The sequence below is a fragment of the Rhodoferax aquaticus genome, from assembly GCF_006974105.1.
Taxonomy (GTDB): domain Bacteria; phylum Pseudomonadota; class Gammaproteobacteria; order Burkholderiales; family Burkholderiaceae_C; genus Allorhodoferax; species Allorhodoferax aquaticus_A.
The window spans coordinates 882,563-906,072 of record NZ_CP036282.1; the positions used below are offsets into that span (position 1 = coordinate 882,563).

Consider the following 23,510-nt stretch of genomic DNA (forward strand, 5'->3'; position numbering starts at 1 on the left):
CGGCGCTTGGATATGCTCAGAGCCCATGAAGGCTCCCGCATCGCTCCGTGACGACTCCCACGCACCACCCTCAACGCTTGCCACAGACACGGCCTTGGCACCCAAGCGCCCCCGTGGTCGCCCGCGCAAAACCGCGCTGGAGCTAGACGACGGTAACCGCCGCCAAGACCTGATCACCGCATCGGCCAAGCTGTTTCGCAAGCAAGGCTTTGACGCCACCAGCACCCGCGACATTGCGGCGGCTGTGGGCATGCACAGCGGCTCGCCGTTCTACCACTTCAAAAGCAAAGACGCCTTGCTGTTCGCCGTGATGGAGGCGGGCATGCACACCGCGTTGGCGCGCCAAGCGCAGGCTTTAGCGGCTTTGCCCGCCAGTGCCAGCTCGGTAGACACCATGCGCAGCCTGATCCGCGCGCACTATGAAACCTTGCTGGGCCCTGGCAACGACTTTGTGCCTGTGATGCTGTACGAGCACCGCGCTTTGAGCGCACGCCAACGCACGGACTTGGCCCGGCTCCAGACCGACTATGAAGCTGCGTGGACGCCGGTGCTGCAGCGCCTGCACGACAGCGGGCAATTGGGTGCGCCGGTCAAGCTGGCGCGCTTGTTGATTTTGGGTGCACTGAATTGGTCAGTGCAGTGGTTCGACCGCAAAAAAGGCGCTTCGCTGGACGAGCTCACCAGCGCCTGCATTGCTTTATTTTTGAAAGACAAGGCATGACTTCAGCTTCTACATACGGCTCTGTGTTTGCGCCCGGCTTGTTTGCCGGGCAGGTGGTGGTGGTGACCGGTGGCGGCTCTGGCATTGGGCGCTGCACCGCCCATGAGCTGGCCGCTTTGGGCGCGCACACCGTGCTCATTGGCCGCAAGCCCGAAAAACTCCAAGCGGTGAAAGACGAGATAGAGGCCGACGGTGGCAAGGCCAGCTGGCATGCATGTGACATTCGGCAAGAAGAGGCGGTGAAAGCGGTGGTGGCCGAAGTGGTGGCCGCCCATGGCCGCATTGATGGGCTGGTGAACAACGCCGGTGGCCAGTACATGACGCCGTTAGAAGCCATTAGCGCCAAAGGCTGGGAGGCTGTGATCAACACCAATCTCACCGGTGGGTTTTTGATGGCACGCGAATGCTTTTTGCAAAGCATGAACAAAAACGGCGGCGCCATCGTCAACATCGTGGCAGACATGTGGGGCTCTATGCCGGGCATGGGCCACAGCGGCGCGGCACGCGCGGGCATGGTCAACTTTACCGAGACTGCCGCCATTGAATGGGCCGGGCGCGGGGTGCGTGTGAACGCCGTGGCACCGGGCTATATAGCCTCCAGCGGCATGGACAAATACCCCGCCGAGATGGGCCCCATGCTGCGTGAAATGAGCAAAACCGTGCCCCTAGGGCGCTTTGGCACCGAGGCCGAAGCGGCCGCCAGCATTGTGTTTTTGCTCAGTCCCGCAGCGGCCTTTATCAGCGGCAGCACGCTGCGTGTGGACGGTGCGCGGCCCCAAGTGCGCATGGGCTGGCCCATGCGTGTGGCCGATGCCAAGGCGCAAGAGCGCGCCGCCATCAAACCGTTCAACGGTTTTCACCGCGCCACCACGCCCAAACTTTTCACGCCCAGCGAAGGCCAGAGTTAAACCCCATGACACACGCCACATTGCCTACACCGCCCAGCACCACTGCCGAGTGGGGGCCAGAAGACATTGCCCAGGTCGAAGACAGCGCGCGCCGCTTTATCCGCGAAGAGGTGGCCGCCCATTTGAACGACTGGGAGGAGGCGGGCGAATTCCCCCGCAGCCTGTACCAGCGCGCGGCCGATTTGGGCTGGCTGGGGCTGGGCTACCCAGAGGCCTTTGGCGGCACGCCCGCGCCATGGGCATTGCGCAACGCCATGACGATTGCGCTGGCGCGCACTGGGGGCAGCGGCGGGTTGATGGCCAGCCTGTTTAGCCACAACATTGGCCTGCCACCCGTGGTGCGCCACGGCTCTGCTGCGCTGCAGGCCAAGGTCATACCTGATGTGCTGGCAGGCAAAAAAATAGCGGCGCTGGCCATCACCGAGCCCGGAGGTGGCACCGATGTGTCTGCCCTCAAAACCACGGCACGCCGCGAGGGCGACGAGTACGTGGTGGATGGCGAAAAAACCTTCATCACCTCCGGCATGCGCGCCGACTGGATCACGGTGGCCGTGCGTACCGACTTGGTAAACAAAGGGCCCATGGGTATCTCCATGCTCATGGTGCCGGGCGACGCTGTTGGCTTGTCGCGCAGCCCCCTGAAAAAAATGGGCTGGCTGTGCTCGGACACAGCGCAGCTGCGGTTTGATGGCGTGCGCGTGCCCGTGGGCAACTTGGTGGGCGAAGAAGGCTCGGGCTTCAAAATCATTTTGACCAACTTCAATGGCGAGCGTTTGTCCATGGCGGCCATGGCTTTGGGCTTTGCCGAGTGCTGCTATGACGAAGCCTTGGCCTGGGCGCAGCAGCGCAAGACCTTTGGCACGGCGCTCATAGACCACCAAACCATACGCCACAAGTTCATGGACATGAAGATGCGCATTGAGTCCACACGCGCTTGGCTCAATGCGGTGTCTGCCCGTGCTGACGCCGGGGACCGGGGCGAAAAGTCGGCCAAAGGCGCTGAGTGGGTGGCCCAGGTGTGCTTGCTCAAAAACCACGCCACGCAAACCATGCAGTTTTGCGCCGACCAAGGTGTGCAAATCTTGGGGGGCATGGGCTTTATGCGGGGCACAGCCTGCGAGCGCATTTACCGCGAGGTCAAGGTGATGATGATTGGCGGCGGCGCCGAAGAGATCATGAAAGAGCTGGCCAGCCGCCAGCTCGGTTTGTGAGATCGGCCCATGCCCCACTCCCGTACTGAACCATCCAGTCCTGCCGCTGCCTTGCCCAGCACCGATGCGGGCAGCAACGCCGAGGTCGTGTTTGAGCCCGAGTTCATCACCGGCTTGACCAAGATTTTTGAAGAAAGCATTGTCTTTAACCAAACCATTGGGCTGAAGATCACGCAGCTGTTGCCGCAGCGGGTGAGTGCGCGCATTGACATGCGCCCGGCGCTGGTGGGGCACTACAGCTACAACCGCATCCACGGTGGCGTGATCAGCGCGGGGCTGGACGCCATGGGCGGCTTGGCCGTGATGGCCGCCATCGGCGCGCGCCATATGGACGAGTCTCCGTTCGCCCGTCTGCACCGCTTTGCCAAGCTAGGCACCATAGACCTGCGGGTGGACTACTTGCGCCCCGGCATTGGCGAGTACTTTGTGCTGCATGCTGAAGTTATGCGCCTAGGCTCGCGCGTGGCGTCTACCCGCATGGAGTTTGTGGGGGCCGACGGCAAGCTGTTGTCCACCGGCTCGGCGGCGTACATCGTGTCGTGAGGCCCACCTGCTTTTGCCGTGGCCGGCTGGATCAGGCGCGGCGCTGCACCGCCAACGTGGGCGGCTGGTCTGGGTTGGGTGTATAACCTAGCCCTCTTCAGTGGTGCGTGGGGCTTGCAATTGCGGCACCCGCAATCACTCACCAGATATCACCAAGCGCCATAGAGCGCTATTACAGCAAGGAAGCATCAGCATGGGCGCGCAGTGGAAAGCAAAAGGTAAGGAACTGGCGGCAAACGCCAAAGGGCGTTTGTTTGGACGCTTGGCCAAGGACATCATGATTGCTGCGCGCAATGGCGCAGACCCGGCCGGTAACTCCAAGCTGCGCTTGGTCTTGGAGCAGGCCCGCAAGGTGTCTATGCCCAAGGACACGCTGGAGCGTGCGATCAAAAAGGGTGCGGGCTTGACGGGTGAGGCAGTTAACTTTGAACACGTGATGTACGAAGGTTTTGCCCCCCACCGCGTGGCGGTGATGGTGGAGTGCCTGACCGACAACGTGAACCGCACCGCGCCTGAAATGCGCGTGTTGTTTCGTAAAGGGCAACTGGGCACCTCGGGTTCCGTGTCCTGGGACTTTGACCACGTGGGCATGATTGAAGCCGAACCTACGGCTGCCGGTGCAGACGCTGAGGTCGCCGCAATTGAAGCCGGTGCCCAAGACTTTGAGGCCGCTGAAGAGGGCGCCACCCTGTTCTTGACCGACCCCACCGATTTGGACTTGGTGAGCCGCGCCTTGCCCGCGCACGGCTTTACGGTGCTGACCGCCAAACTGGGTTACAAGCCCAAGAACCCGATTGATCCGGCGAGCTTGAGCGCCGAGCAACTGGAAGAAGTGGAAGCGTTTTTGGCCGCCATCGACGGCAACGACGACGTGCAAAACGTCTACGTAGGGCTGGCCGGTTAAGGTTTTTAGGGCACGTCTATTCAGAAGCGGCTTCCACGCTCAAAGCCTAGGTGTTTGCAGTTTTGAAGGCGGGTAGCAAGGCACCCAAACGCGCACCCATTTCAGCACCCAGGGCTTGCAGGCCGCTCATGGGGCGCACCATGACTTCGAAGTCAACGATGAGGCCGTCATCATCGAAGCGCACCATGTCGATGCCTTTGATGGCTTTGTCCCCCACCATGGCGCTGAACTCCAGCACCACGCTCATGCCGTCTTCATTCACAAACTGGCGGTGGTATTTGAACTGGGTAAACACGCCGATGACGGTCGTCACAATGAGAGCGACGGCTTGTGCGCTGGCATAAGGCTTGTGGGCCATGGGGGAACGAAAGCTGGCTTGTGGGTGCAGCAAATCGGGCAAACCTTCTAGATTGCCAGAGGCCACCATGGCGTGCCATTTTTCAAGGGATGCCGCTATGGCGGGCGACAAAGGCGCAGCTTGCAGCATGGGCGCTCTCCTGGCGAATGCGTTGAGGGATGCATGCACTGTGCTCGACAAGGCATGTCGTACCACTGTAAGTGGCCCACCGTGCCCCTGTCAATGCGCTTGTACCCGGTGACCCTGCCTCAGGCTAGATGTGCGTGCGCTCAGGCTTCGCTCAGGTTGTCTGCGTACACGCACACTTGGTTGCGGCCCGAGTTTTTGGCTTGGTACAGGGCCAAGTCGGCGCGCGCCAAGAGGTCAGACTCTTGCTCCCGCGCGGAGCCAGGGCCCATCCCTCTGGCCACGCCAATGCTGACGGTAAAGTGCATGCTTTCGCCCTTGGGGCCCGTGGTTTCGCTTTGCTCGACCGCTAAGCGCATGCGCTCCGCCAATGCGAATGCGGCTTTCACCGTGGTCGCAGGCAACAGCACAGAAAACTCTTCTCCACCCATGCGTGCAAAGACGTCACTGTGGCGGCCCAAGACGCGGTGGCCAATTTCAGTGAGCTTGAGGATGACGCGGTCTCCAGCGGCGCGACCATATTGTTCGTTGATGCGTCGGAGGTGGTCGATGTCAATGGCCAAAACCGAAGGTGCAGCGCCATGCAAACGTCCCTCAGCCATGGCCCGCTTTAAGTAGGGTTTGAAGAATGTTCCGTTGTGTGCGCCGGTGAGCGCATCATGGTTGGACTCGTACTCGAACAGCCGCTCTAAACGGTAGCTTTGCAGGTATTTGAGCTCCGACGCGGTGGCACCCCCAATCACCACCACACAGGATGGCCACATGAGCGCGCTGTACAAGCCATGTTCAAAGCCTTGCACCCAGCCCGCCAAAGCCATGGCCGGGGGAATGCAGGTGCCTACGACGACCAAGCCCAAAGTCACCCGCCACGAAAACCCGGGAAACACCGCCAATGCCATCAGCATGAAAAACATGAAGCCGCCTAGGCCCAGCGAGAAACCGTTGTGCAGGCGGTCCAAAGTCATGACGAACACCACCACCGACACCCAGCCGGTCAGCACCGCAATGGGGACCAAAATACTGGCCCGCGTGCGGGTCAGGGCGTTGTACACATTCACCAGCAAGACCAAATACCAAAGGTGTAGCAGCACGGTGTTTTTTGCACCCTCTGGATCCGTGGTGTAGTCCCAACCCCACATGGCGCAGCCAAAGAGCGTGGCGCACAGTTGCAGCAGCGCAAACTGCAGGCGATGGTCTTCCAGCTTGTGCTCTAAGTAGTCACGGCTTGGCCGCCAGATGTAGGCCAAGTCTTCTGCCATGCTGGACAAGCTTAGAGCTGGCATAACTCGCCTTCCACCAAGATCAGCCTGCGTGCGCGCTGGATGGACAGGCTGGTGGCCACCCAAGTAGTGGCCTCTTTCAACAAACTCAACATGTAGGGTCCCAAATGCAAAACCCCCGGAGTGATGGGCTCCAGGGGCTCGCGTATTTTAGGAGACTGACTCTAGCCGAGCGGGGGCAGCGGTGATGTATCCACCTCTTGCCTGCGTGTTTTTTGTGACGGCATGTGTCGATTGGTTACACGTGTAAGTAGGGCCACGCATGCGGTATGCATCCCCTACGGTGATCTACGCCGTGGGGACTTCATCGGCCCAGACTTCAAAGCGCTTCAAGATGTTGGGTCCAAAGGTGTTGGTCAGCGCCACATCGCACGCATCTCGCCCTCTTGCCATGAGCACGCGCCCGACGCGGGGGGTGTTGTTGCGGGCATCAAAGGTGTACCAACGGTCACCCAAAAAGGCCTCGAACCAGCCTGCGAAGTCCATGGGGGCTGGCACCGCCGGGATACGTATGTCACCCAAATAGCCGGTGCAGTAGCGGGCAGGAATGTTCATGCAGCGGCATAAGGCGATCGCCAAGTGCGCATGGTCACGGCAGACGCCTTGGCCTTCTTGGTAGGCCTCCCATGCCGTGCGGGTGCGGCGCGCAAACTGGTACCCGAACTGGATGTGGTGGTGTACAAAATCGCAAATGGCCTGCACCCTTGCCCAGCCGGTAGGGCCGCCCCCAAAGTGGGACCAGGCTATGTCAGCCAACAAATCTGTTTCTACATAGCGGCTACCCAGCAGATAGAGCAGGGTGGATTCCGGTAGGTACTCTACCGGGGTTTGCCTTGCCGTGGGGTCTTGCGCATCTGGCAGGCCATGGTCCTTGACCAGGGCATGGCTGCGCAGGATGAAGAGGCCCTGCGGAGCCACCAAACGGCTGCACCAGTTGCCAAAATGGTCGCGATAAGACCTTACTTCTACGCTGGGCTGCGTAAGCAAGTGGTCTGGGTATACCAAGTCGCCCGAGCGGGAGTCATGGATGCTCAATGCCAAGAGCATGGGGGTGGGGGCGGGACATTCATACTCCATCTCGAAGCCAAGCCGCATTTGGAGAGCCGTGTTGGGCTGTTGCAGAGGTACTGGCGTGTGCATGAGGCTTTGGGGGACCGTCCGCGCCAGCGAGGGGTCTAGCCGAACAGCAGAACTTGTCGCAGGTTGTACCCAGTGTAGGCTGCAACGCAGTTGCAGGGTTGCCTCATGCGCGCCGTGGACGCGTTGACTTGATTTTTCACAAATCTTGTTGCTTGCGCAGGGCATCAAACCTTTGCAGCGTTTCCAGGCGCATTTCTTTGCGGACCTGGGCTGCGAGGTGGCGGCGGCGTTCGTCGGGGGTGCTGGGTTCTAGGGGCGGCACGGCGACGGGCTTGCGCGCATCGTCCACGGCGACCATAGTGAAGAAGCAGCTATTGACATGGCGTACCTGGCGTTGCTGGATGTTCTCAGCAATCACTTTGATGCCCACCTCCATGGACGAGGTGCCTGTATAGTTGACCGAGGCCAAAAATGTGACCAACTCACCCACATGGATGGGTTGGCGAAACGTCACTTGGTCTACCGTGAGGGTGACCACGTAGCGCCCCGCATAGCGGCTGGCGCAGGCATAAGCCACCTGGTCCAGCAGCTTGAGCAGGTTGCCCCCGTGCACATTGCCGGAGAAGTTGGCGGTGTCAGGCGTCATCAGCACCGTCATGGTGAGTTGGTGAAGGGGCAGGTCCATAGGATGCTGATACAGAGTGGCTAAGGCCGCCACTGTAACGCGCGGCCTTGAGCGAGGGCTACTTTGTTGCTGTGGGTTCTATGACCGTGACCACGATGGCGCCGTCTCGCTTCTCGGCATTGAACTGCACTTTGTCGCCTGGCTTGACCTTGTCGAGCAGGCTGGGGTCTGCCACTCTAAAGACCATGGTCATAGGGGGCATGTCCATGGACTTCAGTTCACCATGCTTGAGGGTGATTTTTTGGGCTTCTTTGTCAATCTTGCGGACTTCTCCCAGGTTGGGCGCAGCGTCGCTTTGGGCCCAGACAGGGGCAAGTAGGGTGGCCGTCAGCCCTAAGGTTAGCGCCAGGGGGCGCAGGGCGTTTTGCAGCATGTGGGTCATGGTGGATGAATATGTCATGGCGGTGCAGGTCCTTCTTGAGAGATTACGGGGCTGTGCTGGTGGGTTTGCTTGCTTTGGCTTTGGCTGCCGCCACGGCAATATTGCCTTTCATGCCGGCGTCAAAATGCCCTACTTGAAGGCATGCAAAGCCTACTGAGCCGGAACGCGTGAACTTCCAAAGCATCTCCCCGGTTTGCCCGGGTTTGACGGTGAGCATGTTGTCGTCGGCGTGTTCCATCTCCGGGTTTTTCTTCATGAGCTCGTAGTGGTCAGCCAGGTCTTGGGTGCTGCCCAGGACAAATTCGTGGCTGAGTTGGCCGGAGTTTTTGATGACAAAGCGAATGGTCTCGCCTTGCTTGACTTGGATGGCAGACGGTGTAAATCGCATGGCATCGCTCATGTCGACGTGTATGGTGCGGCTGATGTCTTGTGCCTTGCCCGCCACACCCATGCTGGCGGCAGTGTGGCCATGGCCGCCCGCATGGCTTCCTGTGGCAAAAGCGGCGTTTGGGCCCGTCAGTAGGGCGCAGGCTGCTATGAAGTTAATAGTGTTTTGTTTCATGTGAGTCTCAGTCTGTTGAACCATGGATTGCGAGGGAGGCGTCGGCAGCTCAGTGCTGCATAGGCCCTTGGGGCTTTCTGACCTGTACTTGGGTGGTGTGGGCCGGTGTGGCGGCCATGGGCATGGGGCCTTGTGTTTCGGACTGGAAGCGCGCGGGTTCGGGCAAAGCCCCCGTCCACTCAAAAGCCTGCGTGCCCTTGGGCTGTTGGTACCACCCCGGGTCTTTGTAGTCGCCGGGCTTTTGGTCTTTGCGGACTTTGAGAATGCTGAACATGCCTCCCATCTCCACGCCACCGTAGGGGCCTGTGCCGGTCATCATGGGGGCCGTGTTTTCGGGCAAGGGCATTTCCATGTCCCCCATATCGGCCATGCCACGCTCGCCCATCATCATGTAGTCGGGCAGGGCTTTTTGGAGCTTGGGCACCAAGCCCCGGTGGTCTACCCCGATGAGGTTGGGCACGTCATGGCCCATGGCGTTCATGGTGTGGTGGCTTTTGTGGCAGTGAAACGCCCAGTCGCCCGGCTCGTCGGCTAAAAATTCGAACTGGCGCATCTGGCCCACCCCGATGTCGGTGGTGATTTCTGGCACGCGGGCGCTGAGCGGCCATGGGCCACCGTCGCTCCCTGTGACCTTGAATTCATGGCCGTGCAAATGGATGGGGTGGTTGGTCATGGTGAGGTTGCCCACTCGGATGCGCACCTTGTCGCCCAAACGCACATTCAGCGTGTCAATGCCGGGGAACACGCGGCTGTTCCAAGACCAGAGGTTGAAGTCCAGCATGGTCATGGTCTTTGGGGTCATGGCCCCGGGCTCAATGTCGTAGGCGTTGAGCAGGAACACGAAATCGCGGTCTACCTCCTCAATCAAAGGGCTGGGCGTCTTGGGGTGGGTGACCCAAAAGCCCATCATGCCCATGGCCATTTGGGTCATCTCGTCGGCATGGGGGTGGTACATAAACGTGCCAGGCCGTCTGGCGATGAACTCGTAGACAAAGGTTTTGCCAACACCTATGGGCGCTTGGTTGAGGCCAGAGACCCCATCCATGCCGTTGGGCAAACGTTGTCCATGCCAGTGCACACTGGTGTGTTCGGGCAGCTTGTTCGTGACAAATACGCGCACACGGTCACCCTCGACCACCTCGATCGTGGGGCCCGGGCTTTGGCCGTTGTAGCCCCACATATGGGCTTTAAAGCCCGGTGCCATTTCGCGCACCACGGGTTCGGCCACCAAGTGGAACTCTTTGACGCCTTGGTTCATGCGCCAAGGCAGTGTCCATCCATTCAGAGTGACCACAGGGCGGTAAGGCCTGCCGGTGTTGGGTGCCAATGGAGGCATGGTGTTGGGGCTGGTTTGCAGCACAGGCTCAGGCAGTGCGGCCATGGCCACCCGGCTGACCGAGGCGGCGGCTACTGCGCCAAGCGCCGTGGCTGCGGCACCGTTGAAAAAATGTCGTCTTTGCATGGTGTGTGGTGTTCTGTAGAAAATGGTTTGGAGGGGCGTGAGGGCGTTGGCTAGTGCCCACCGGACCCTGACGCCGTTGTTGTCCGATTGGCGCTGTTGCCCTCTGCAAGAGAGCCCCGCTCAGCGGACACGCCACGCAAGAGCGCTGCCAGGCCAATGTGGGCGAGCCAAAAGTCGCGCTGCGCGTCGGTGGCGCTGGCTTTGGTTTGGCTGAGTGTCTGGCTTTGTGCCAGGCTCTCAAACACACTGACCAACATGCCGTTGTAGCGCAGCACCAGCTCGTCTTGGATGAACTGTTGCAGGGGCAAAACTTCGTTTTGGTAGTGCTGGGCAAGGTCGTAGGTGCTGCGGTACCGGTAATACGCCTCGCGCGCTTCGCTGCGCGCTTGGACTGCTGCCACCCGCACACTGGCCGCGTCGCCCATGGCGTCCCACAAAGCGTCCGCGCTGGCAGGCTGCGGCGTGCGGCGCTTTTGCTGCCACTGTGCGGTTTGCAGGTTCAATGCCACCCTGGCATTCAGTACGTCGGCCTCCATGTTGGGCAGCTCGGTGGGTCGCTCCGGTAGCTCGGGCAAGGCCGTGGGAAGCTCAAACTGTGTATCTAGGCCCCAAAGCCCCAGCAGTTGGATCAAGGCCTCTTTCGCAGCAAAGGCTTGCATCTGTGCGCGCGCCAGCTGGATGCTTGCCTCTGATACCTGTGCTTGCTGTTTGGCTTGCGCAAGCTTGCTCGCGTTGCCCACCTGGGTCATTCGGCGGCTGAGTTCCCCTGCCGCTTCTGCCGTGGCTTTGGCTTCTTGCAGTGATTGCACGGTTTGCTGTGCTGCTACGGCGTTGACCCATGCGCTCAGCACCTGCGCACTCAGCACCGTGACCGTTTCTTGCAGTTGGCGCTTGGCGGGGTTGTGGGCCGGGCTCGCGTCGGTAAGGTCTAAGCCCGCGTGTCCCATCTCGACCTGAAGCGTGGGGTTGTTCAGCAACGCCAGCTTCACTGCGGTGTCTGCATCCATGGGGCGCTGGCGCACCTGGGCCAAGAGTCGCTTCAGGTGGGCGCTCTCTTGCGCAGGATGGGGCAGCAACACTGCCACAGCTGGGCTATGGGGGTTCGCGCCTAGCGACTGCAGGCTCAGTGCTTTGTCTGCCACTTGCGCGTGCAGGGTGCGCACTCCTCGGTCGGGTGCACTGGCTTGGGCGTGGGCGCTGCTCGCACCCATCCATGTGGACAAGACCATCGCGCCCAAGGCGGTCGCTAGTGTGTGCCGGTGCGTTCTAGGGCCACAGAGGCTCGGTGTGCTCATGGCCTACTCCCCGCGGGTGGTGTGGGTTGTGGGCTTGTTTGGGACGCGTTGGCTGGCTTGGCCTGCTCTTGTTCCCACTTCAGCAGATCTGGGTAGCCGCGCTTGAACTGCCCCACGTTGGCGTTGGCTTGTTTCCAGTCGATGCGTGGCTGCTCCACGCCAAGTGGGAAGCCATCAAACGTGGAGTGGTACAGCGCTTTGGGTACAGGCGTCGCGGCCTGTGCCGCGTCGAGCGCGCTCACCACAAAGGCATGGGTGCTAGGTAATTGGGCAGACGCCTGCATGGCGGTGCCTAGCACCAAGGGTGCAAAAAGCCAAAGCCTGGAAGCTTGGGCAAGAGAGGTTTTCATGTGTTTTCCTGAGAGTCAATAGCAGCAATGCATGGCATTGCACACGCGGCATGTCACGCTAGGCAACACGCCATCCACAAGGCCCAATACGGGCGTTGCACTCAGGAAATAGGTGGTTTCAGGCTCGGGGCGGCAGTGACACTGTGCAATGCCCAATACGTGCTTTGCGGTGCGCTGTGGCCAAACGCGACCACGGGAGCAAGCACGGCAGCTGTGCCCAGGGCCAAGGAATGGCAGACTTGGCAGCTGCTGCAAGTACCGCAATGCGTGGTGTCGCCTGATGACGCATCAGCTTGTTCAGCGCTTTGTACCAAGGCAGGCGCGGACTGGTCTACGCAGTCATGGTGCGCTGCATCTACACTTTGAGAGGAAAAATGGCTGCTAGCGCCTGTAGATAGAGCGGGAGTAGCTACTATTTTTGTAGTGTGGGCCTGCGACGTGGCCATGTCCAATGCCATAAGGTCTGCCGCCAGCGCACGCAGCGGGAGCAAGACCATCATGACAATTAAAAGGGCTAGACGCATCAGTGAATGATACGCCTAGCCCCTAAAAGTTCACTCGATTACTTCTTAGCGGGTGCGTCGCCAAAATACTCCGACACGACTTTCCACTTGCCGTCGGTAATCTGAGACAGACGCGACACGGTGCTGCCAATGCGTTTCGTGGAGGTGAACGTGGCTGCAGGCGCACCAAACATGTCAGGAGCAATCGTGGTGCTGTCCATCACTTTGATGAAACTGTCGGTGCTCAAGTTCTTGCCCGCTTTGGTCGATGCGTTGGCAAACGCGTTGATCACGTAGTAGCCATACACAGAGAAGACGGTGGGGTCGTCATTGAATTTGGTCTTGTACTTGTTCGCCCAAAACCGGAGGGGTTGCGATTGCTCATCGGTGTAGGGGTTTTGTACGGTCATGGTGGCATACAGACCGTCCATGGCTTTGCCACCCAGCTTGTGGATCAGGTCGGTATAGGCGGCACTAGAACCCAAGAATGTGGGGCTGTAGCCCAGCTTGCGCGCGGTGCCAATGGCGCCAATGGTCTCGCGGATGATGGTGCCCAAGACCACGAAGTCGCAGCCGCCGGCTTGCAGTTTGGAGATCTGTGACGAAAAGTCCGTGGCACCCCGTTTGTACGAGGTTTTTTCGGCGAACTCCATGCCTATGGTTTTCAAGCCGTCTTCACTGCCTTTGAGGACTTCCAAGCCAAAGTCGTCATCTTGGTACATGGTGCAGACTTTTTTGGCAGACTTCTCTTTGACCAATTTGGGTACTGCGGAGCGCATTTGGTCGTAGTAAGGTGCTGCGAATGCGTACTTCAGCCGGTCAAACGGGTCGTACATTTCGCGTGCTGCGGTAATGGGAAAGAAGTTGACGACGTTCTTCTCAAATTGCACCGGCATGGCCGCCATGTTCTGGGCGGTTCCTAGGTGGCCCAGCATCATGAAAATCTTGTCTTGGTTAACCAACTTCTGTGCGGCCAAAACTGCGCGTTTGGGGTCGTAGCCAGAGTCCTCAATCAAGAGCTTTACCTTGCGCCCATTGATGCCGCCTTGCTCATTGATTTCATCGACCGCCAGAATCATGCCGGAGCGGATTTGCTTGCCAAAACCCGCCAAGGGGCCTGACAAGTCTTGGATGGTTCCCACCGTAATCTCGTCTTTGCTGACACCTTGTTGTGCCTGCGCTAAACCGGCCGACAAGGCCAGACTTAACGCGGCACCATGGGCCAAAAGAGTATGCAACTTCATCATCGGTCTCCTTGTGAATATTCGGTTCCAACACACTAACAATTTGTCTTAAACACCTCAGTACGCGGGGCTATTCGCGGTACATAGCGGTGATTTGCGCCGCGTACTTTTGCTCAACGAGTTTGCGCTTGAGCTTCATAGTGGGGGTGAGCTCTTCATCTTCAGCGCTGAGCTGGTTTTCGAGCAAAAAGAATTTTTTGATTTGTTCGACCCGTGCAAACTTCTTGTTCACACGGTCCAATTCGGCTTGGATCAAAGCCTGCACCTCAGGGCTTCGGGTGAGGCTGGCATAGTTGCTAAAGGGTACGTCTGCGTCTTGGGCGAATTTCTCGACGTTCTCTTGGTCAATCATGATGATGACGGTGAGATACGCCCGCTTGTCGCCAATGACCACCGCGTCGGTGATGTACGGAGAGAACTTCAAGTCATTTTCCAACTCACTGGGGGTGATGTTTTTCCCCCCGGCAGTGATCAAAATGTCTTTCATGCGGTCGGTGATGCGCAGGTAGCCGTCAGCATCCATAGCGCCCACATCGCCCGTGTGCAGCCAACCCTCGGCATCGATGGTCTCCGCCGTTTTTTCAGGTTGGTTCAGGTAGCCCGCAAACACATTGGGGCCACGCACCAAAATCTCGTGGGTATCAGGGGCCAAGCGTATCTCGTTGAAGCTGGCAGCCGGGCCAATGCTGCCAGGCTTGATGCGTGAGGCGGGCACACCCGTGGATGCGCCGCAGGTCTCGGTCATGCCCCAGACTTCCAGCATGGGAACACCGAGCGCCAAGTACCAGCGCACCAATTCTGGCGAGATAGGCGCAGCACCCGTGACCAAGTAACGCGCGCGGTGGATACCAATGAGCCTGCGCACATTGTTAAGCGCCAAGAGTTGTGCCAGCTTGAATTGCAGCTTAAGACCCGCGCCTACAGGTGCCTGCGCCAGCACCAAGTCGGCAATGCGCGTGCCCACGCCAATGCTCCAGCCATACGCGGCCTGTTGCAGGCGGCCTGATTCTTTGAGTGCAATCATCACGCCTGAGTACAGCTTTTCCCACACGCGTGGCACTGCAGTAAAGACCGTGGGAGCAATCTCACGCACGTTCTCCGGCACGGTTTGGGGGTTTTCAACAAAGTTGAGCTTGGTGCCGGTGTAGAGGGAGAAATACTCGCCCCCCATGCGCTCTGCAATGTGGCACAGGGGAAGAAAGCACATGCGTTCATCGTGCTCGTCTTGGGCGAGCAGGGTGTTGAACCCGCGTACGGTATAGACCAAGCCCTTGTGTAAATGCATGGCACCTTTGGGCTTGCCGGTGGTGCCTGAGGTGTAGACCAGTATTGCAAGATCTTCTGGTTGGCATGCGGCGGCTGCCGCTTGTACTGCCCCGGGGTGGGCTTGCAAGTAGCTACGGCCCAGCTGACGCAGGGCGTCTAGGCTCAAAACGTCTGGGTCTTCCAAGCCACGCAGGCCGTCCATGTTGAACACCACAATCTTGCGCATCTGGGGCAAGTGGGCGCGGACCTCCAATGCCTTGTCGAGCTGCTCGTCGTCTTCAACAAACAAAAACGTGGTGCGCGAGTCTTCGCACAGGTACTGCACCTGACTGGCCGCGTCTGTGGGGTAAATACCGTTGGACACGCCACCTGCGGACAGGATGGCGAGGTCTGCCCAAACCCACTCCACCACGGTGTTTGCCAAAGTGGACGCGCATTCGCCTTTCTGGAAGCCCAGGCTCATCAGTCCCGCTGCAATCTCTTGCACGGCATCGCCCGTTTGCTGCCAGGTGTGGCTGCGCCACAGGCCCATGTGTTTTTGGCGCAACCACACTTGTGCGCTGCGCTTGTTTACCGCTTCCCAGAACATGGCTGGGATGGTGTTGCCGCTCAACACGCTTTGGGTGTTGGCTTGCAGGTGTTGGAGATCCCACAGAACGCTCATTGTCTTTATCTCCACATCTTTTTCTTCTTCCAACGCCGCTCACCGCGCACGCCGTCGTCCTTCATGCCGAGATAGAACTCTTTGATGTCCTCTTTCTCCCGCAGGTGGGCGCAGGTGTCTTCCATGACAATGCGCCCGTTTTCCAGCACGTAGCCGTAGTCGGAGGCGTTGAGGGCCATGTTGGCGTTTTGTTCAACCAACAAAATAGTGGTGCCACGCTCACGGTTGATGCGCACCACGATTTCGAATATCTCTTTGGTGAGTTTGGGCGACAGGCCCAAGCTGGGCTCGTCGAGCAAAATCAAGTCGGGGTCGGCCATGAGTGCACGGCTGATGGCGAGCATCTGTTGTTGGCCGCCTGACAGCAATCCAGCATCTTGCTCGGCGCGTTCGCGCAGAATAGGGAAGTAAGTAAACACGGTTTCCATGTCCCGTGCGACACCGTCACGGTCGGAGCGGGTGTATGCCCCCATCTGCAAGTTGTCGCGCACGCTGAGCAAGGGGAAGACTTCGCGCCCTTCCGGTACATGGCTGAGCCCTTGCTTGACGATGTCAGCGGGGTCTTGGGCCGTGATGTCTTCGCCCTTGAACTCCACGCTGCCTTTGCGTGGGTCCAAAATGCCCGAGATGGTTTTCAAAATGGTGGTCTTGCCAGCGCCGTTGGAGCCTAGTACGGTGGCGATTTCGCCGCGCGCGACTTGCAAGCTAACGCCCCGAATCGCCTTGATAGGGCCATAGGCGCTTTCCACGTTTTGCAGCTTCAGCACCGGCTGGTCGCTGATAGAGGGAGGCAGGGTGCTCATAGTTGGCGGGCGTCTAAAGCGCCAAATGTGGTGGTGCGTCGCAGCGAAGACACATCGTCTGCAGAGCCCAGATACGCTTCGATCACCCCCGGGTCGTTTTGCACCTCGCGCGGGGTGCCCATGGCCAAGACTTCCCCTTGGCTCATGGCAAGCACGCGGTCTGAGACTTTAGAGACCAAGCCCATGTCATGCTCGACCATCAGCACGGTAATGCCGAGTTCGTTTTTGATGTCTTGAATCCAAAATGCCATGTCGTCGGTTTCTTCCACGTTTAAGCCACTGGAGGGTTCGTCCAGCAGCAGCAGTTTGGGCTCTGTGCACAGTGCCCGCGCAAGTTCCACCACCTTGCGTACGCCGTAGGGCAAACCCGCCACAAAGGTGTCGCGGTAATGCTGCAGACCCAAGAAGTCGATGACCTCTTCAGCCTTGGCACGCGCTTGCAACTCGGTGCGCCGCACCTTAGGGCTAAAGAACAGGTCTTGCCACAGCCCAGTGGCGCGGTGGGTGTGCCGGCCAATCAGCAGGTTGTGCAGCACGCTTGCGTGTTCAAACAACTCGATGTTTTGAAACGTGCGAGCAATGCCCAAAGCCGCCACGTCTTGCGGTGCTTGCTCGGTCAGCTGCAGCATGCCTTGCGGCCCCAAGTAGCTGATCTCGCCACTGGTCGGTGTGTAAATCCGGCTGATGAGGTTGAACACCGTCGTCTTGCCAGCGCCGTTGGGCCCGATGAGTGTGAAGACTTCGCCTTGGCGAACATCAAAGCTCACCTTGTTGACCGCCAGCACGCCACCGAAGCGCACGCTGATGTTTTGGGCTGATAGAAGAATGGGAGAGGGCGTCATTTCAATCTGTCCGATTTTTGGAACGACTTTTGGCGCTTGAACATGCCTTGGCGGTAGAAGGGGAACATTTGCAAATAGGTCCGTACCTTGAGCCAGCGGCCATACAAGCCAAGTGGCTCAAACAGCACAAAGGCAATGACAACGGTGCCGTACACCACTGCTTGCAAGCCCGGGGCTTGCCCAATCATTGCGGGCAGGTAGTCCTTAAACAAGGCAATCAGTTGGGGCATGCTGATGAGGAACACCGCCCCCAAAAACGCACCGTGCACAGAACCAACGCCCCCTATCACAATCATGAGCAAAAGCTCAACCGATTGCAAAAGGCTGAACTGGTCGGGCGAAATGAATTGCAGCTTGTGTGCGTACAGTGCGCCTGCGATTCCCGCCAAAGCGGCCGATAGCGAAAAAGACAGCGTTTTGTAATGGGCTAGGTGAATGCCCATGCTTTGGGCCGAAATTTCTGAATCTCGAATGGCGACAAAGGCACGCCCAGTGGGTGAGCGCAGCAGGTTCAAGATACCTAAAGTGCAGACCACCGTGATCCCTAAGCACAGCCAGTAAAACTGGTCTCCGCTGTCCACCTGCCAGCCAAAAACATTGGGCTTTTTGATGTGAATGCCCGCGTTGCCGCCCGTCACTGACTCCCAGCGCGCAAGCACTTCTTCCACAATGAATCCAAACGACAGCGTCGCCATACCTAGGTAGATACCTTTGACCCGCAGCGCAGGCAAGCCCACCACCAAGCCCACAATGGCGGAAAAACCCGCTGCACTTGCCAGCGCCAGAGGAAACGGAACACCCATGTTGGTGAGCACGGCCTGCGTATAGGCACCCACCCCCAAGAATGCGGCATGTCCCAGTGAGAAAAGACCTGTGAAGCCAGCCAAAAGCATCAAACCCAAGCCAGCGATGGAATAGATCAATACAAAGGTCAGCTGTGCCAGCCAGTACTCGGCCATGAGCCAAGGGGCGAATAACAAAGCTACCGCAAGGGCGCTGTACCAAAACACATGGCCGCCGTGCTTGGCGAGTTTGATGTCTTGTGCGTAGTCGGTTTTGAAGATGAAGCGCACGTTACACCTTCTTGCGTAAGCTAGGACCAAAGAGGCCCGTGGGTTTGACCATCAGCATGACGAGCACCACCACATAGGCAGCGGTGTCCTTAAATCCATCGGGCAAGTAAAAGCCCGCAAACGATTCCACAAGCCCGATGACAAGCCCCCCCACAATTGCGCCTGGTAGGCTGCCAAAGCCACCCACCACTGCAGCCGGAAAAGCCTTGAGACCTATGAAGCCCATGTTGGCATGCACAAAGGTAATCGGGGCCAGCAAGAGCCCGGCAATGGCGGCCACAGCGGCGGCCAGTCCCCAAGCAATGCCATTGAGTCGTTGCACCGGGATGCCCATGTAATACGCTGCCAGCTGGTTTTGGGAGGCTGCTTGCATGGCAATGCCAAGCTTGGTGTAGCGAAACAAAGCGTAGAGCAAACCGCACAGTACAGCAGTAGCCCCAATGACGGCCATATGTTCCACATTCAAGATGAGTGCACCCACGCCCATCGCGTTACCACCTAGCTTCCAGATCTCGTCTTTGTAAGGCACGGGCAGAGCTTGTGTGTCGGTTCCTATGCCGGGAATCATGGTGACCAAGCCTTTGATGACATAGCCAATTCCAATGGTCAGCATCACCACAGAAAACGCGGGTTGGCCGAGCACGGGCCGTATCACAACCCGCTCAAGCAACATGCCGAACACAGCCATGCCCGCCACGGCGCACAAGACGGTAGTCCAATAGGAAAAGCCCAGCATGGTCAAACCAACCAAGCCGCCAAAGGCACCTAGCATCATGAGTTCGCCCTGCGCGAAACTCACGGTTTCGGTGGCCTTGTAAATGAGCACAAAGCCCAGCGCGATCAGGCCGTAAATGCAACCTTGTGCAATGCCGCTGATCAGCAATTGAAGAACCTGCACGTTGTCTCCTCTGGATGAAGTCTTGTTTATAGTGGTCTGTCGCTTCTTTACCGATAGGGTTCACGCTGATAGGGTTCACACCGATGTCGTGCCAATTTACATGCGGTGATGCACGGTTTACAGGGCGCTATCAGAGGGGAAACTTCGCTCCAACGCATCTGTTTCTCCTCGGAAATGCCACGTTTTCCACTGCGCGCTCATGACACATTGGCGACTTGTTTTGGCCTTGTGTTCTATGGGGTTTTCTTTTGGAGTTGACATGCCCATAATGGGGGGCACGGTGACCCATTTGGTCTCAGGCTGATTAAAGGATGCGTAGATGCCATCTGCAACCCTTCCTGCCAATGAAACGCAGCGCCTAAAGGCCCTGCGTAACTTGCAGGTGTTGGATACGGGACCTGAGGCTGAGTTCGATGCCTTGGCCAATGCGGCCTCTTTGGTGTGCGGTGTTCCCGTATCACTGATTAGCCTGATTGACAGCGAGCGGCAGTGGTTCAAAGCCAAAGTCGGTGTGACGGGGATGAGCGAAACCCCGCGGGACATTGCCTTTTGCGCCCATGCAATTTTGGGCGAAGGCATTATGGAGGTGCCTGACGCAAGCTTGGATCCCCGCTTTAAAGACAACCCCTTGGTGCTAGGGAACCCTGACATTCGCTTTTACGCGGGGGCTCCTGTTTCTGTGGGCAATGGGCAGCGGGTGGGCACGCTGTGCGTGATTGACCGCCAGCCACGCACCTTAACTTCTGCGCAGAAAGAAATCTTGGTCAACCTTGCACTCGCCGCTGGTCAGGCCTTAGAAGGGCGCAGAGCGATGCGGGAGTTGCAGCGCGTGTCTGCGCTGAACCAAGCAGATGATGCTCGGTTTAAAGCGCTGAGCGATGCACTTCCTGTCGGTATTTTTTATGCCGACGAATACAGCAATTGCACCCACACGAACCGGCGCTGGCAAGAGATGCACGGCCTCAGTGCATCGCAAAGTGTTGGGGCCAGTTGGATGCGCATGGTGCATATTGAAGATTTGGAAGCCGTGCGCAAGCAATGGGACGACTCGGTACTACACCGTGCCCCATTCATGATGGAGTTTCGCATCCAACGCTTGGACCGTACAGAGCGCTTTGTTCGTGTGCACGCGCAAGCGGCTGTCGAGGTGGACGTAGGCCTTGATGTGGACGACGAAGCTGTTGACAGCGTGACCTATGTAGGTAGCGCAGAAGATGTGACCGATTACCGAGCCGCCGAGCGTGGCTTGTACGACGAGCGCAGGCGTTTGGCCAACGTGATCGACGGCGCCAACCTAGGGACTTGGGAATGGCATGTACCAGATGGCCAGATGCGCATCAACGCGCGTTGGGCGGAGATCGTCGGCCACAGCTTGTCGGACTGGGCCAAGGTGACCATAGCGACTTGGCAGCGTATCTGCCATCCAGAAGATCTTGCCCGTGTGACGGAGTTGTACGCGCAGCACTTCCAAAACAGGGGTGAGCACTTTGCATTCGAAATGCGACTGCGCCACCGTGAAGGCCACTGGGTGTGGGTTCTGAGCCGAGGGCGGGTCCTGCACTGGCTGGCGGATGGTAAGGCGGGCTGGGTGTTTGGCACCCACGAGGACATTACTGAACAAAAGCGACAAGAAACCTTGTTGCTGGAGGCCAATGAGCGATTGGAACTTGCTACAGAGTCCGGCGGCATTGGTGTGTGGGACTGGGATGTGGCAAGCAACACGCTGGTGTGGAACGCCCAAAACTATCTGCTGTACCGCATAGAGCCGTTTTCTGTTCCCGGCAACTACCAGCTATGGGCGCAGCATGTACATCCAGACGACTTGCCCATGGCAGAAGCCTCCCTGCAAGCCGCGTTGCGCGGTGAAAGCACCTTCAACACGAACTTCCGGATCATCGGTGGGGATGGGGTGGTGCGGCGTATTCGGGGAGCCGGGCGTGTAACCCGCGACGCACAGGGCAATGCCACGCGCATGGTGGGCGCCAATTGGGAGCTTAGCTAGCTGGTTTGACCGGCGGGCTTGGGTATCTCGCGCGGTTTGCCCTGGTGGTCTATGGCGACGTAGGTGAGTGATGCCTCTGTCACTTTGATGTAGGTACCTTGGTCACTGTAGCGCTCGGCGTAGACCTCTACCTTCACCGTGATCGAAGTGCGCCCAATGCGGCTCACTTTGGAAAAGAAGCTCAAGATGTCACCCACTCGCACAGGCTGTTTGAAGATGAACTCATTCACCGCCACGGTGGCCATGCGGCCTTGTGTATAGCGAGCTGGCAGCACCGATCCAGCCAAGTCCACTTGTGCCATGACCCATCCACCAAAGATGTCGCCGTTGGCATTGCAGTCTCCGGGCATAGGAATTACCTTGAGCACTAAGACCTGATCGGTTGGCAATTGCACGCTGTTGGGGCTTGAATTTGTAGACATGGGCACAATCCTCTGTAATTAACACTTAAGAATTGTCGCCCATGCGCTCCTTTGGCCCTTCAGCCCCTGTTCCCGCCGCCACGACCGCCATGGCCGAATCCCCCAAATCTGACTGGGACACGCTGCGCCGCCTGTTCCCCTACTTGTGGACCTACAAGTGGCGCGTGATGGCAGCCTTAGCCTTCATGGTGGGCGCCAAGATGGCTAATGTGGGCGTGCCGGTGTTGTTGAAGAACCTGGTGGACGCCATGACCATCAAGCCCGGCGACCCTGCAGCACTGGTGGTGGTGCCTATTTCCTTGTTGTTTGGCTACGGGGCGTTGCGTCTGTCAACCTCGGTGTTTACCGAGTTGCGCGAACTGGTGTTTGCCAAGGCCACGGCGGGTGCCGCGCGCAGCATTTCTTTGCAGGTGTTTCGCCACTTGCACGCTTTGAGTTTGCGCTTTCACCTAGAGCGCCAAACGGGTGGGCTCACGCGTGACATTGAGCGCGGCACGCGGGCGGTGAATTCGCTGATCAGTTATTCCCTGTACAGCATCATCCCTACGCTCATCGAAGTGGCCATGGTGCTCACTTTACTGGCGGTTAAGTTTGACGTGTGGTTTGCGTGGATCACCATCATTGCGCTGGTGGTGTACATCACTTTCACCATTACGGTGACCGAGTGGCGCACCCAGTTTCGCAAGAAGATGAACGAGTTGGACTCCACGGCCAACAGCCGCGCCATCGACTCCTTGTTGAACTTTGAAACCGTCAAATACTTCAACAACGAAGAGTTTGAGGCCAAGCGCTATGACGAGAACTTAGAGCGGTTTCGCCGGGCCTCGGTGAAGAGCCAAACCACGCTGAGCTTTCTCAACAGCGGGCAGCAGCTCATCATCGCCACGGGTTTGGTGGCCATGCTTTGGCGTGCCACGCAGGGCGTGGCCGACGGACGCATGACCTTGGGCGACTTGGTCATGGTCAACGCCTTCATGATCCAGCTCTACATTCCGCTGAACTTTTTGGGCGTGATCTACCGCGAGATCAAGCAAAGCCTGACCGACCTTGAAAAAATGTTCACTCTCTTAGAGCGTGAGCGTGAAATCGCCGACCTGCCTAATGCGCCAGCCTTGCAACTGGCGGCCAACGGCAGCGACGCCAGCGTGCGCTTTGACCATGTGACCTTTGCCTATGACCCTGTGGCCACAGAGGGTGACAAGAGCCAGGGCGGCCGTACCATCCTGCACAACATCAGCTTCGAAATCCCGGCGGGGAAAACCGTGGCGGTGGTGGGGCCCTCGGGCTCAGGCAAGTCCACCTTGGCGCGCCTGTTGTTCCGCTTTTATGACGTAGGAACCCAGGCCCATATTGCCCAAGGCCAAAGCGGGCGCATTTTGATTGGCGGGCAAAACATCAAGGATGTGACCCAAGCCTCCTTGCGCCAAGCTATTGGCATCGTGCCGCAAGACACGGTCTTGTTTAACGACACGGTGGAGTACAACATTGCCTACGGCAAGCCGGGCGCTACGCGCGCCGAGGTCGAAGCGGCGGCGCAAGCTGCGCGCATTCATGGCTTCATCAGTTCGGCTCCTAAAGGTTACGACACGATGGTGGGTGAGCGCGGACTCAAGTTGTCTGGTGGCGAGAAGCAACGCGTGGCGATTGCCCGCACCTTGCTCAAGAATCCCCCCATCTTGATTTTTGACGAAGCCACCAGCGCGCTAGACAGCGCCAACGAGCGTGCCATTCAGGCGGAGTTGCAAAACGTGGCCCAGAATAAGACTACGTTAGTCATTGCCCACCGACTGTCCACCGTGGTCGACGCCCACGAAATTCTGGTGATGGACGCCGGCCACATCATCGAGCGCGGAACCCATGCGGCCCTGCTGGCCAAAAATGGCCGCTATGCGCAGATGTGGGCGCTGCAACAAAGCGCAGACTAGG

General features: G+C 58.6%; 24 protein-coding genes. 7 read left to right on the top strand and 17 right to left on the bottom strand.

Annotated elements, in window-relative coordinates:
- Nucleotides 1-25: 25 nt before the first annotated feature.
- The 5 genes from EXZ61_RS04185 (at nucleotide 26) to EXZ61_RS04205 (ending at nucleotide 4,287) form a co-directional block, all read left to right on the top strand.
- Nucleotides 26-721, top strand: a complete 696-nt coding sequence (locus EXZ61_RS04185) for a TetR/AcrR family transcriptional regulator (RefSeq protein WP_142809322.1) — start codon at nucleotides 26-28, stop codon at nucleotides 719-721.
- Nucleotides 718-1,629, top strand: a complete 912-nt coding sequence (locus EXZ61_RS04190; RefSeq protein WP_142809324.1) for an SDR family oxidoreductase — start codon at nucleotides 718-720, stop codon at nucleotides 1,627-1,629. The genes EXZ61_RS04185 and EXZ61_RS04190 overlap by 4 nt, the downstream gene beginning before the upstream one ends.
- 5 nt (nucleotides 1,630-1,634) lie before the next feature.
- Nucleotides 1,635-2,840, top strand: coding sequence for an acyl-CoA dehydrogenase family protein (locus EXZ61_RS04195; RefSeq protein ID WP_142809326.1), 1,206 nt, complete (start codon nucleotides 1,635-1,637; stop codon nucleotides 2,838-2,840).
- 9 nt (nucleotides 2,841-2,849) lie between these two features.
- A complete protein-coding gene (locus EXZ61_RS04200) occupies nucleotides 2,850-3,383 on the top strand; it encodes a thioesterase family protein (protein WP_142809328.1) in 534 nt (177 codons plus the stop codon).
- Between the two features lie 193 nt (nucleotides 3,384-3,576).
- Nucleotides 3,577-4,287 (top strand): YebC/PmpR family DNA-binding transcriptional regulator, encoded by a 711-nt coding sequence (locus tag EXZ61_RS04205; protein WP_142809330.1) that lies wholly within the window; start codon nucleotides 3,577-3,579, stop codon nucleotides 4,285-4,287.
- Between the two features lie 46 nt (nucleotides 4,288-4,333).
- Here the strand turns inward: EXZ61_RS04205 and EXZ61_RS04210 are convergent, their stop codons facing one another.
- The 16 genes from EXZ61_RS04210 to EXZ61_RS04285 form a co-directional block, all read right to left on the bottom strand.
- On the bottom strand, nucleotides 4,334-4,774 hold the full coding sequence (locus EXZ61_RS04210; RefSeq protein ID WP_142809332.1) for a nuclear transport factor 2 family protein: 441 nt from the start codon (nucleotides 4,772-4,774) through the stop codon (nucleotides 4,334-4,336).
- Between the two features lie 140 nt (nucleotides 4,775-4,914).
- The gene (locus EXZ61_RS04215) at nucleotides 4,915-6,054 is read right to left on the bottom strand and encodes a GGDEF domain-containing protein (protein WP_142809334.1); all 1,140 of its coding nucleotides are present in this window, start codon (nucleotides 6,052-6,054) and stop codon (nucleotides 4,915-4,917) included.
- Between the two features lie 285 nt (nucleotides 6,055-6,339).
- Nucleotides 6,340-7,191: a transglutaminase-like domain-containing protein gene (locus EXZ61_RS04220; RefSeq protein ID WP_142809336.1), complete on the bottom strand. Its 852-nt coding sequence runs from the start codon at nucleotides 7,189-7,191 to the stop codon at nucleotides 6,340-6,342.
- A 136-nt stretch (nucleotides 7,192-7,327) separates the two neighbouring features.
- Nucleotides 7,328-7,816: an acyl-CoA thioesterase gene (locus EXZ61_RS04225; RefSeq protein ID WP_142809338.1), complete on the bottom strand. Its 489-nt coding sequence runs from the start codon at nucleotides 7,814-7,816 to the stop codon at nucleotides 7,328-7,330.
- A 58-nt stretch (nucleotides 7,817-7,874) separates the two neighbouring features.
- Nucleotides 7,875-8,216: a copper-binding protein gene (locus tag EXZ61_RS04230; protein ID WP_425353607.1), complete on the bottom strand. Its 342-nt coding sequence runs from the start codon at nucleotides 8,214-8,216 to the stop codon at nucleotides 7,875-7,877.
- A 25-nt stretch (nucleotides 8,217-8,241) separates the two neighbouring features.
- The gene (locus EXZ61_RS04235; RefSeq protein WP_142809340.1) at nucleotides 8,242-8,760 is read right to left on the bottom strand and encodes a cupredoxin domain-containing protein; all 519 of its coding nucleotides are present in this window, start codon (nucleotides 8,758-8,760) and stop codon (nucleotides 8,242-8,244) included.
- 49 nt (nucleotides 8,761-8,809) lie between these two features.
- Nucleotides 8,810-10,222: a multicopper oxidase family protein gene (locus tag EXZ61_RS04240; protein WP_142809342.1), complete on the bottom strand. Its 1,413-nt coding sequence runs from the start codon at nucleotides 10,220-10,222 to the stop codon at nucleotides 8,810-8,812.
- A gap of 50 nt (nucleotides 10,223-10,272) precedes the next feature.
- Nucleotides 10,273-11,517: a TolC family protein gene (locus tag EXZ61_RS04245; RefSeq protein ID WP_142809344.1), complete on the bottom strand. Its 1,245-nt coding sequence runs from the start codon at nucleotides 11,515-11,517 to the stop codon at nucleotides 10,273-10,275.
- On the bottom strand, nucleotides 11,514-11,867 hold the full coding sequence (locus EXZ61_RS04250; protein WP_142809346.1) for a hypothetical protein: 354 nt from the start codon (nucleotides 11,865-11,867) through the stop codon (nucleotides 11,514-11,516). The genes EXZ61_RS04245 and EXZ61_RS04250 overlap by 4 nt, the downstream gene beginning before the upstream one ends.
- Before the next feature lie 101 nt (nucleotides 11,868-11,968).
- Entirely contained in the window at nucleotides 11,969-12,367 is a 399-nt protein-coding gene (locus EXZ61_RS04255; protein ID WP_142809348.1) for a hypothetical protein, read from the bottom strand.
- A 62-nt stretch (nucleotides 12,368-12,429) separates the two neighbouring features.
- On the bottom strand, nucleotides 12,430-13,614 hold the full coding sequence (locus EXZ61_RS04260; RefSeq protein ID WP_142814095.1) for an ABC transporter substrate-binding protein: 1,185 nt from the start codon (nucleotides 13,612-13,614) through the stop codon (nucleotides 12,430-12,432).
- A 70-nt stretch (nucleotides 13,615-13,684) separates the two neighbouring features.
- Nucleotides 13,685-15,544: an AMP-dependent synthetase/ligase gene (locus tag EXZ61_RS04265; protein ID WP_142809350.1), complete on the bottom strand. Its 1,860-nt coding sequence runs from the start codon at nucleotides 15,542-15,544 to the stop codon at nucleotides 13,685-13,687.
- 5 nt (nucleotides 15,545-15,549) lie between these two features.
- A complete protein-coding gene (locus EXZ61_RS04270; RefSeq protein ID WP_142809352.1) occupies nucleotides 15,550-16,347 on the bottom strand; it encodes an ABC transporter ATP-binding protein in 798 nt (265 codons plus the stop codon).
- Nucleotides 16,344-17,189 (bottom strand): ABC transporter ATP-binding protein, encoded by an 846-nt coding sequence (locus tag EXZ61_RS04275; protein WP_142809354.1) that lies wholly within the window; start codon nucleotides 17,187-17,189, stop codon nucleotides 16,344-16,346. Before EXZ61_RS04275 ends, EXZ61_RS04270 begins: the two co-directional genes overlap by 4 nt.
- A complete protein-coding gene (locus EXZ61_RS04280; protein ID WP_142809356.1) occupies nucleotides 17,186-18,262 on the bottom strand; it encodes a branched-chain amino acid ABC transporter permease in 1,077 nt (358 codons plus the stop codon). The genes EXZ61_RS04275 and EXZ61_RS04280 overlap by 4 nt, the downstream gene beginning before the upstream one ends.
- Nucleotide 18,263: 1 nt before the next feature.
- On the bottom strand, nucleotides 18,264-19,160 hold the full coding sequence (locus tag EXZ61_RS04285) for a branched-chain amino acid ABC transporter permease (protein ID WP_142809358.1): 897 nt from the start codon (nucleotides 19,158-19,160) through the stop codon (nucleotides 18,264-18,266).
- 319 nt (nucleotides 19,161-19,479) lie between these two features.
- Between EXZ61_RS04285 and EXZ61_RS04290 the strand changes: the two genes are divergently transcribed.
- Nucleotides 19,480-21,162, top strand: coding sequence for a PAS domain-containing protein (locus tag EXZ61_RS04290; RefSeq protein WP_142809360.1), 1,683 nt, complete (start codon nucleotides 19,480-19,482; stop codon nucleotides 21,160-21,162).
- Here the strand turns inward: EXZ61_RS04290 and EXZ61_RS04295 are convergent.
- Nucleotides 21,159-21,584 carry an acyl-CoA thioesterase gene (locus EXZ61_RS04295; RefSeq protein ID WP_142809362.1) on the bottom strand — a complete coding sequence of 142 codons (426 nt, stop codon included), beginning with the start codon at nucleotides 21,582-21,584 and terminating at the stop codon, nucleotides 21,159-21,161. The genes EXZ61_RS04290 and EXZ61_RS04295 overlap by 4 nt on opposite strands.
- 41 nt (nucleotides 21,585-21,625) lie before the next feature.
- Here EXZ61_RS04295 and EXZ61_RS04300 point away from each other — a divergent pair, with 41 nt between their 5' ends.
- Nucleotides 21,626-23,509, top strand: coding sequence for an ABCB family ABC transporter ATP-binding protein/permease (locus EXZ61_RS04300; RefSeq protein WP_142809364.1), 1,884 nt, complete (start codon nucleotides 21,626-21,628; stop codon nucleotides 23,507-23,509).
- The last annotated feature ends 1 nt before the right edge of the window (nucleotide 23,510 follow it).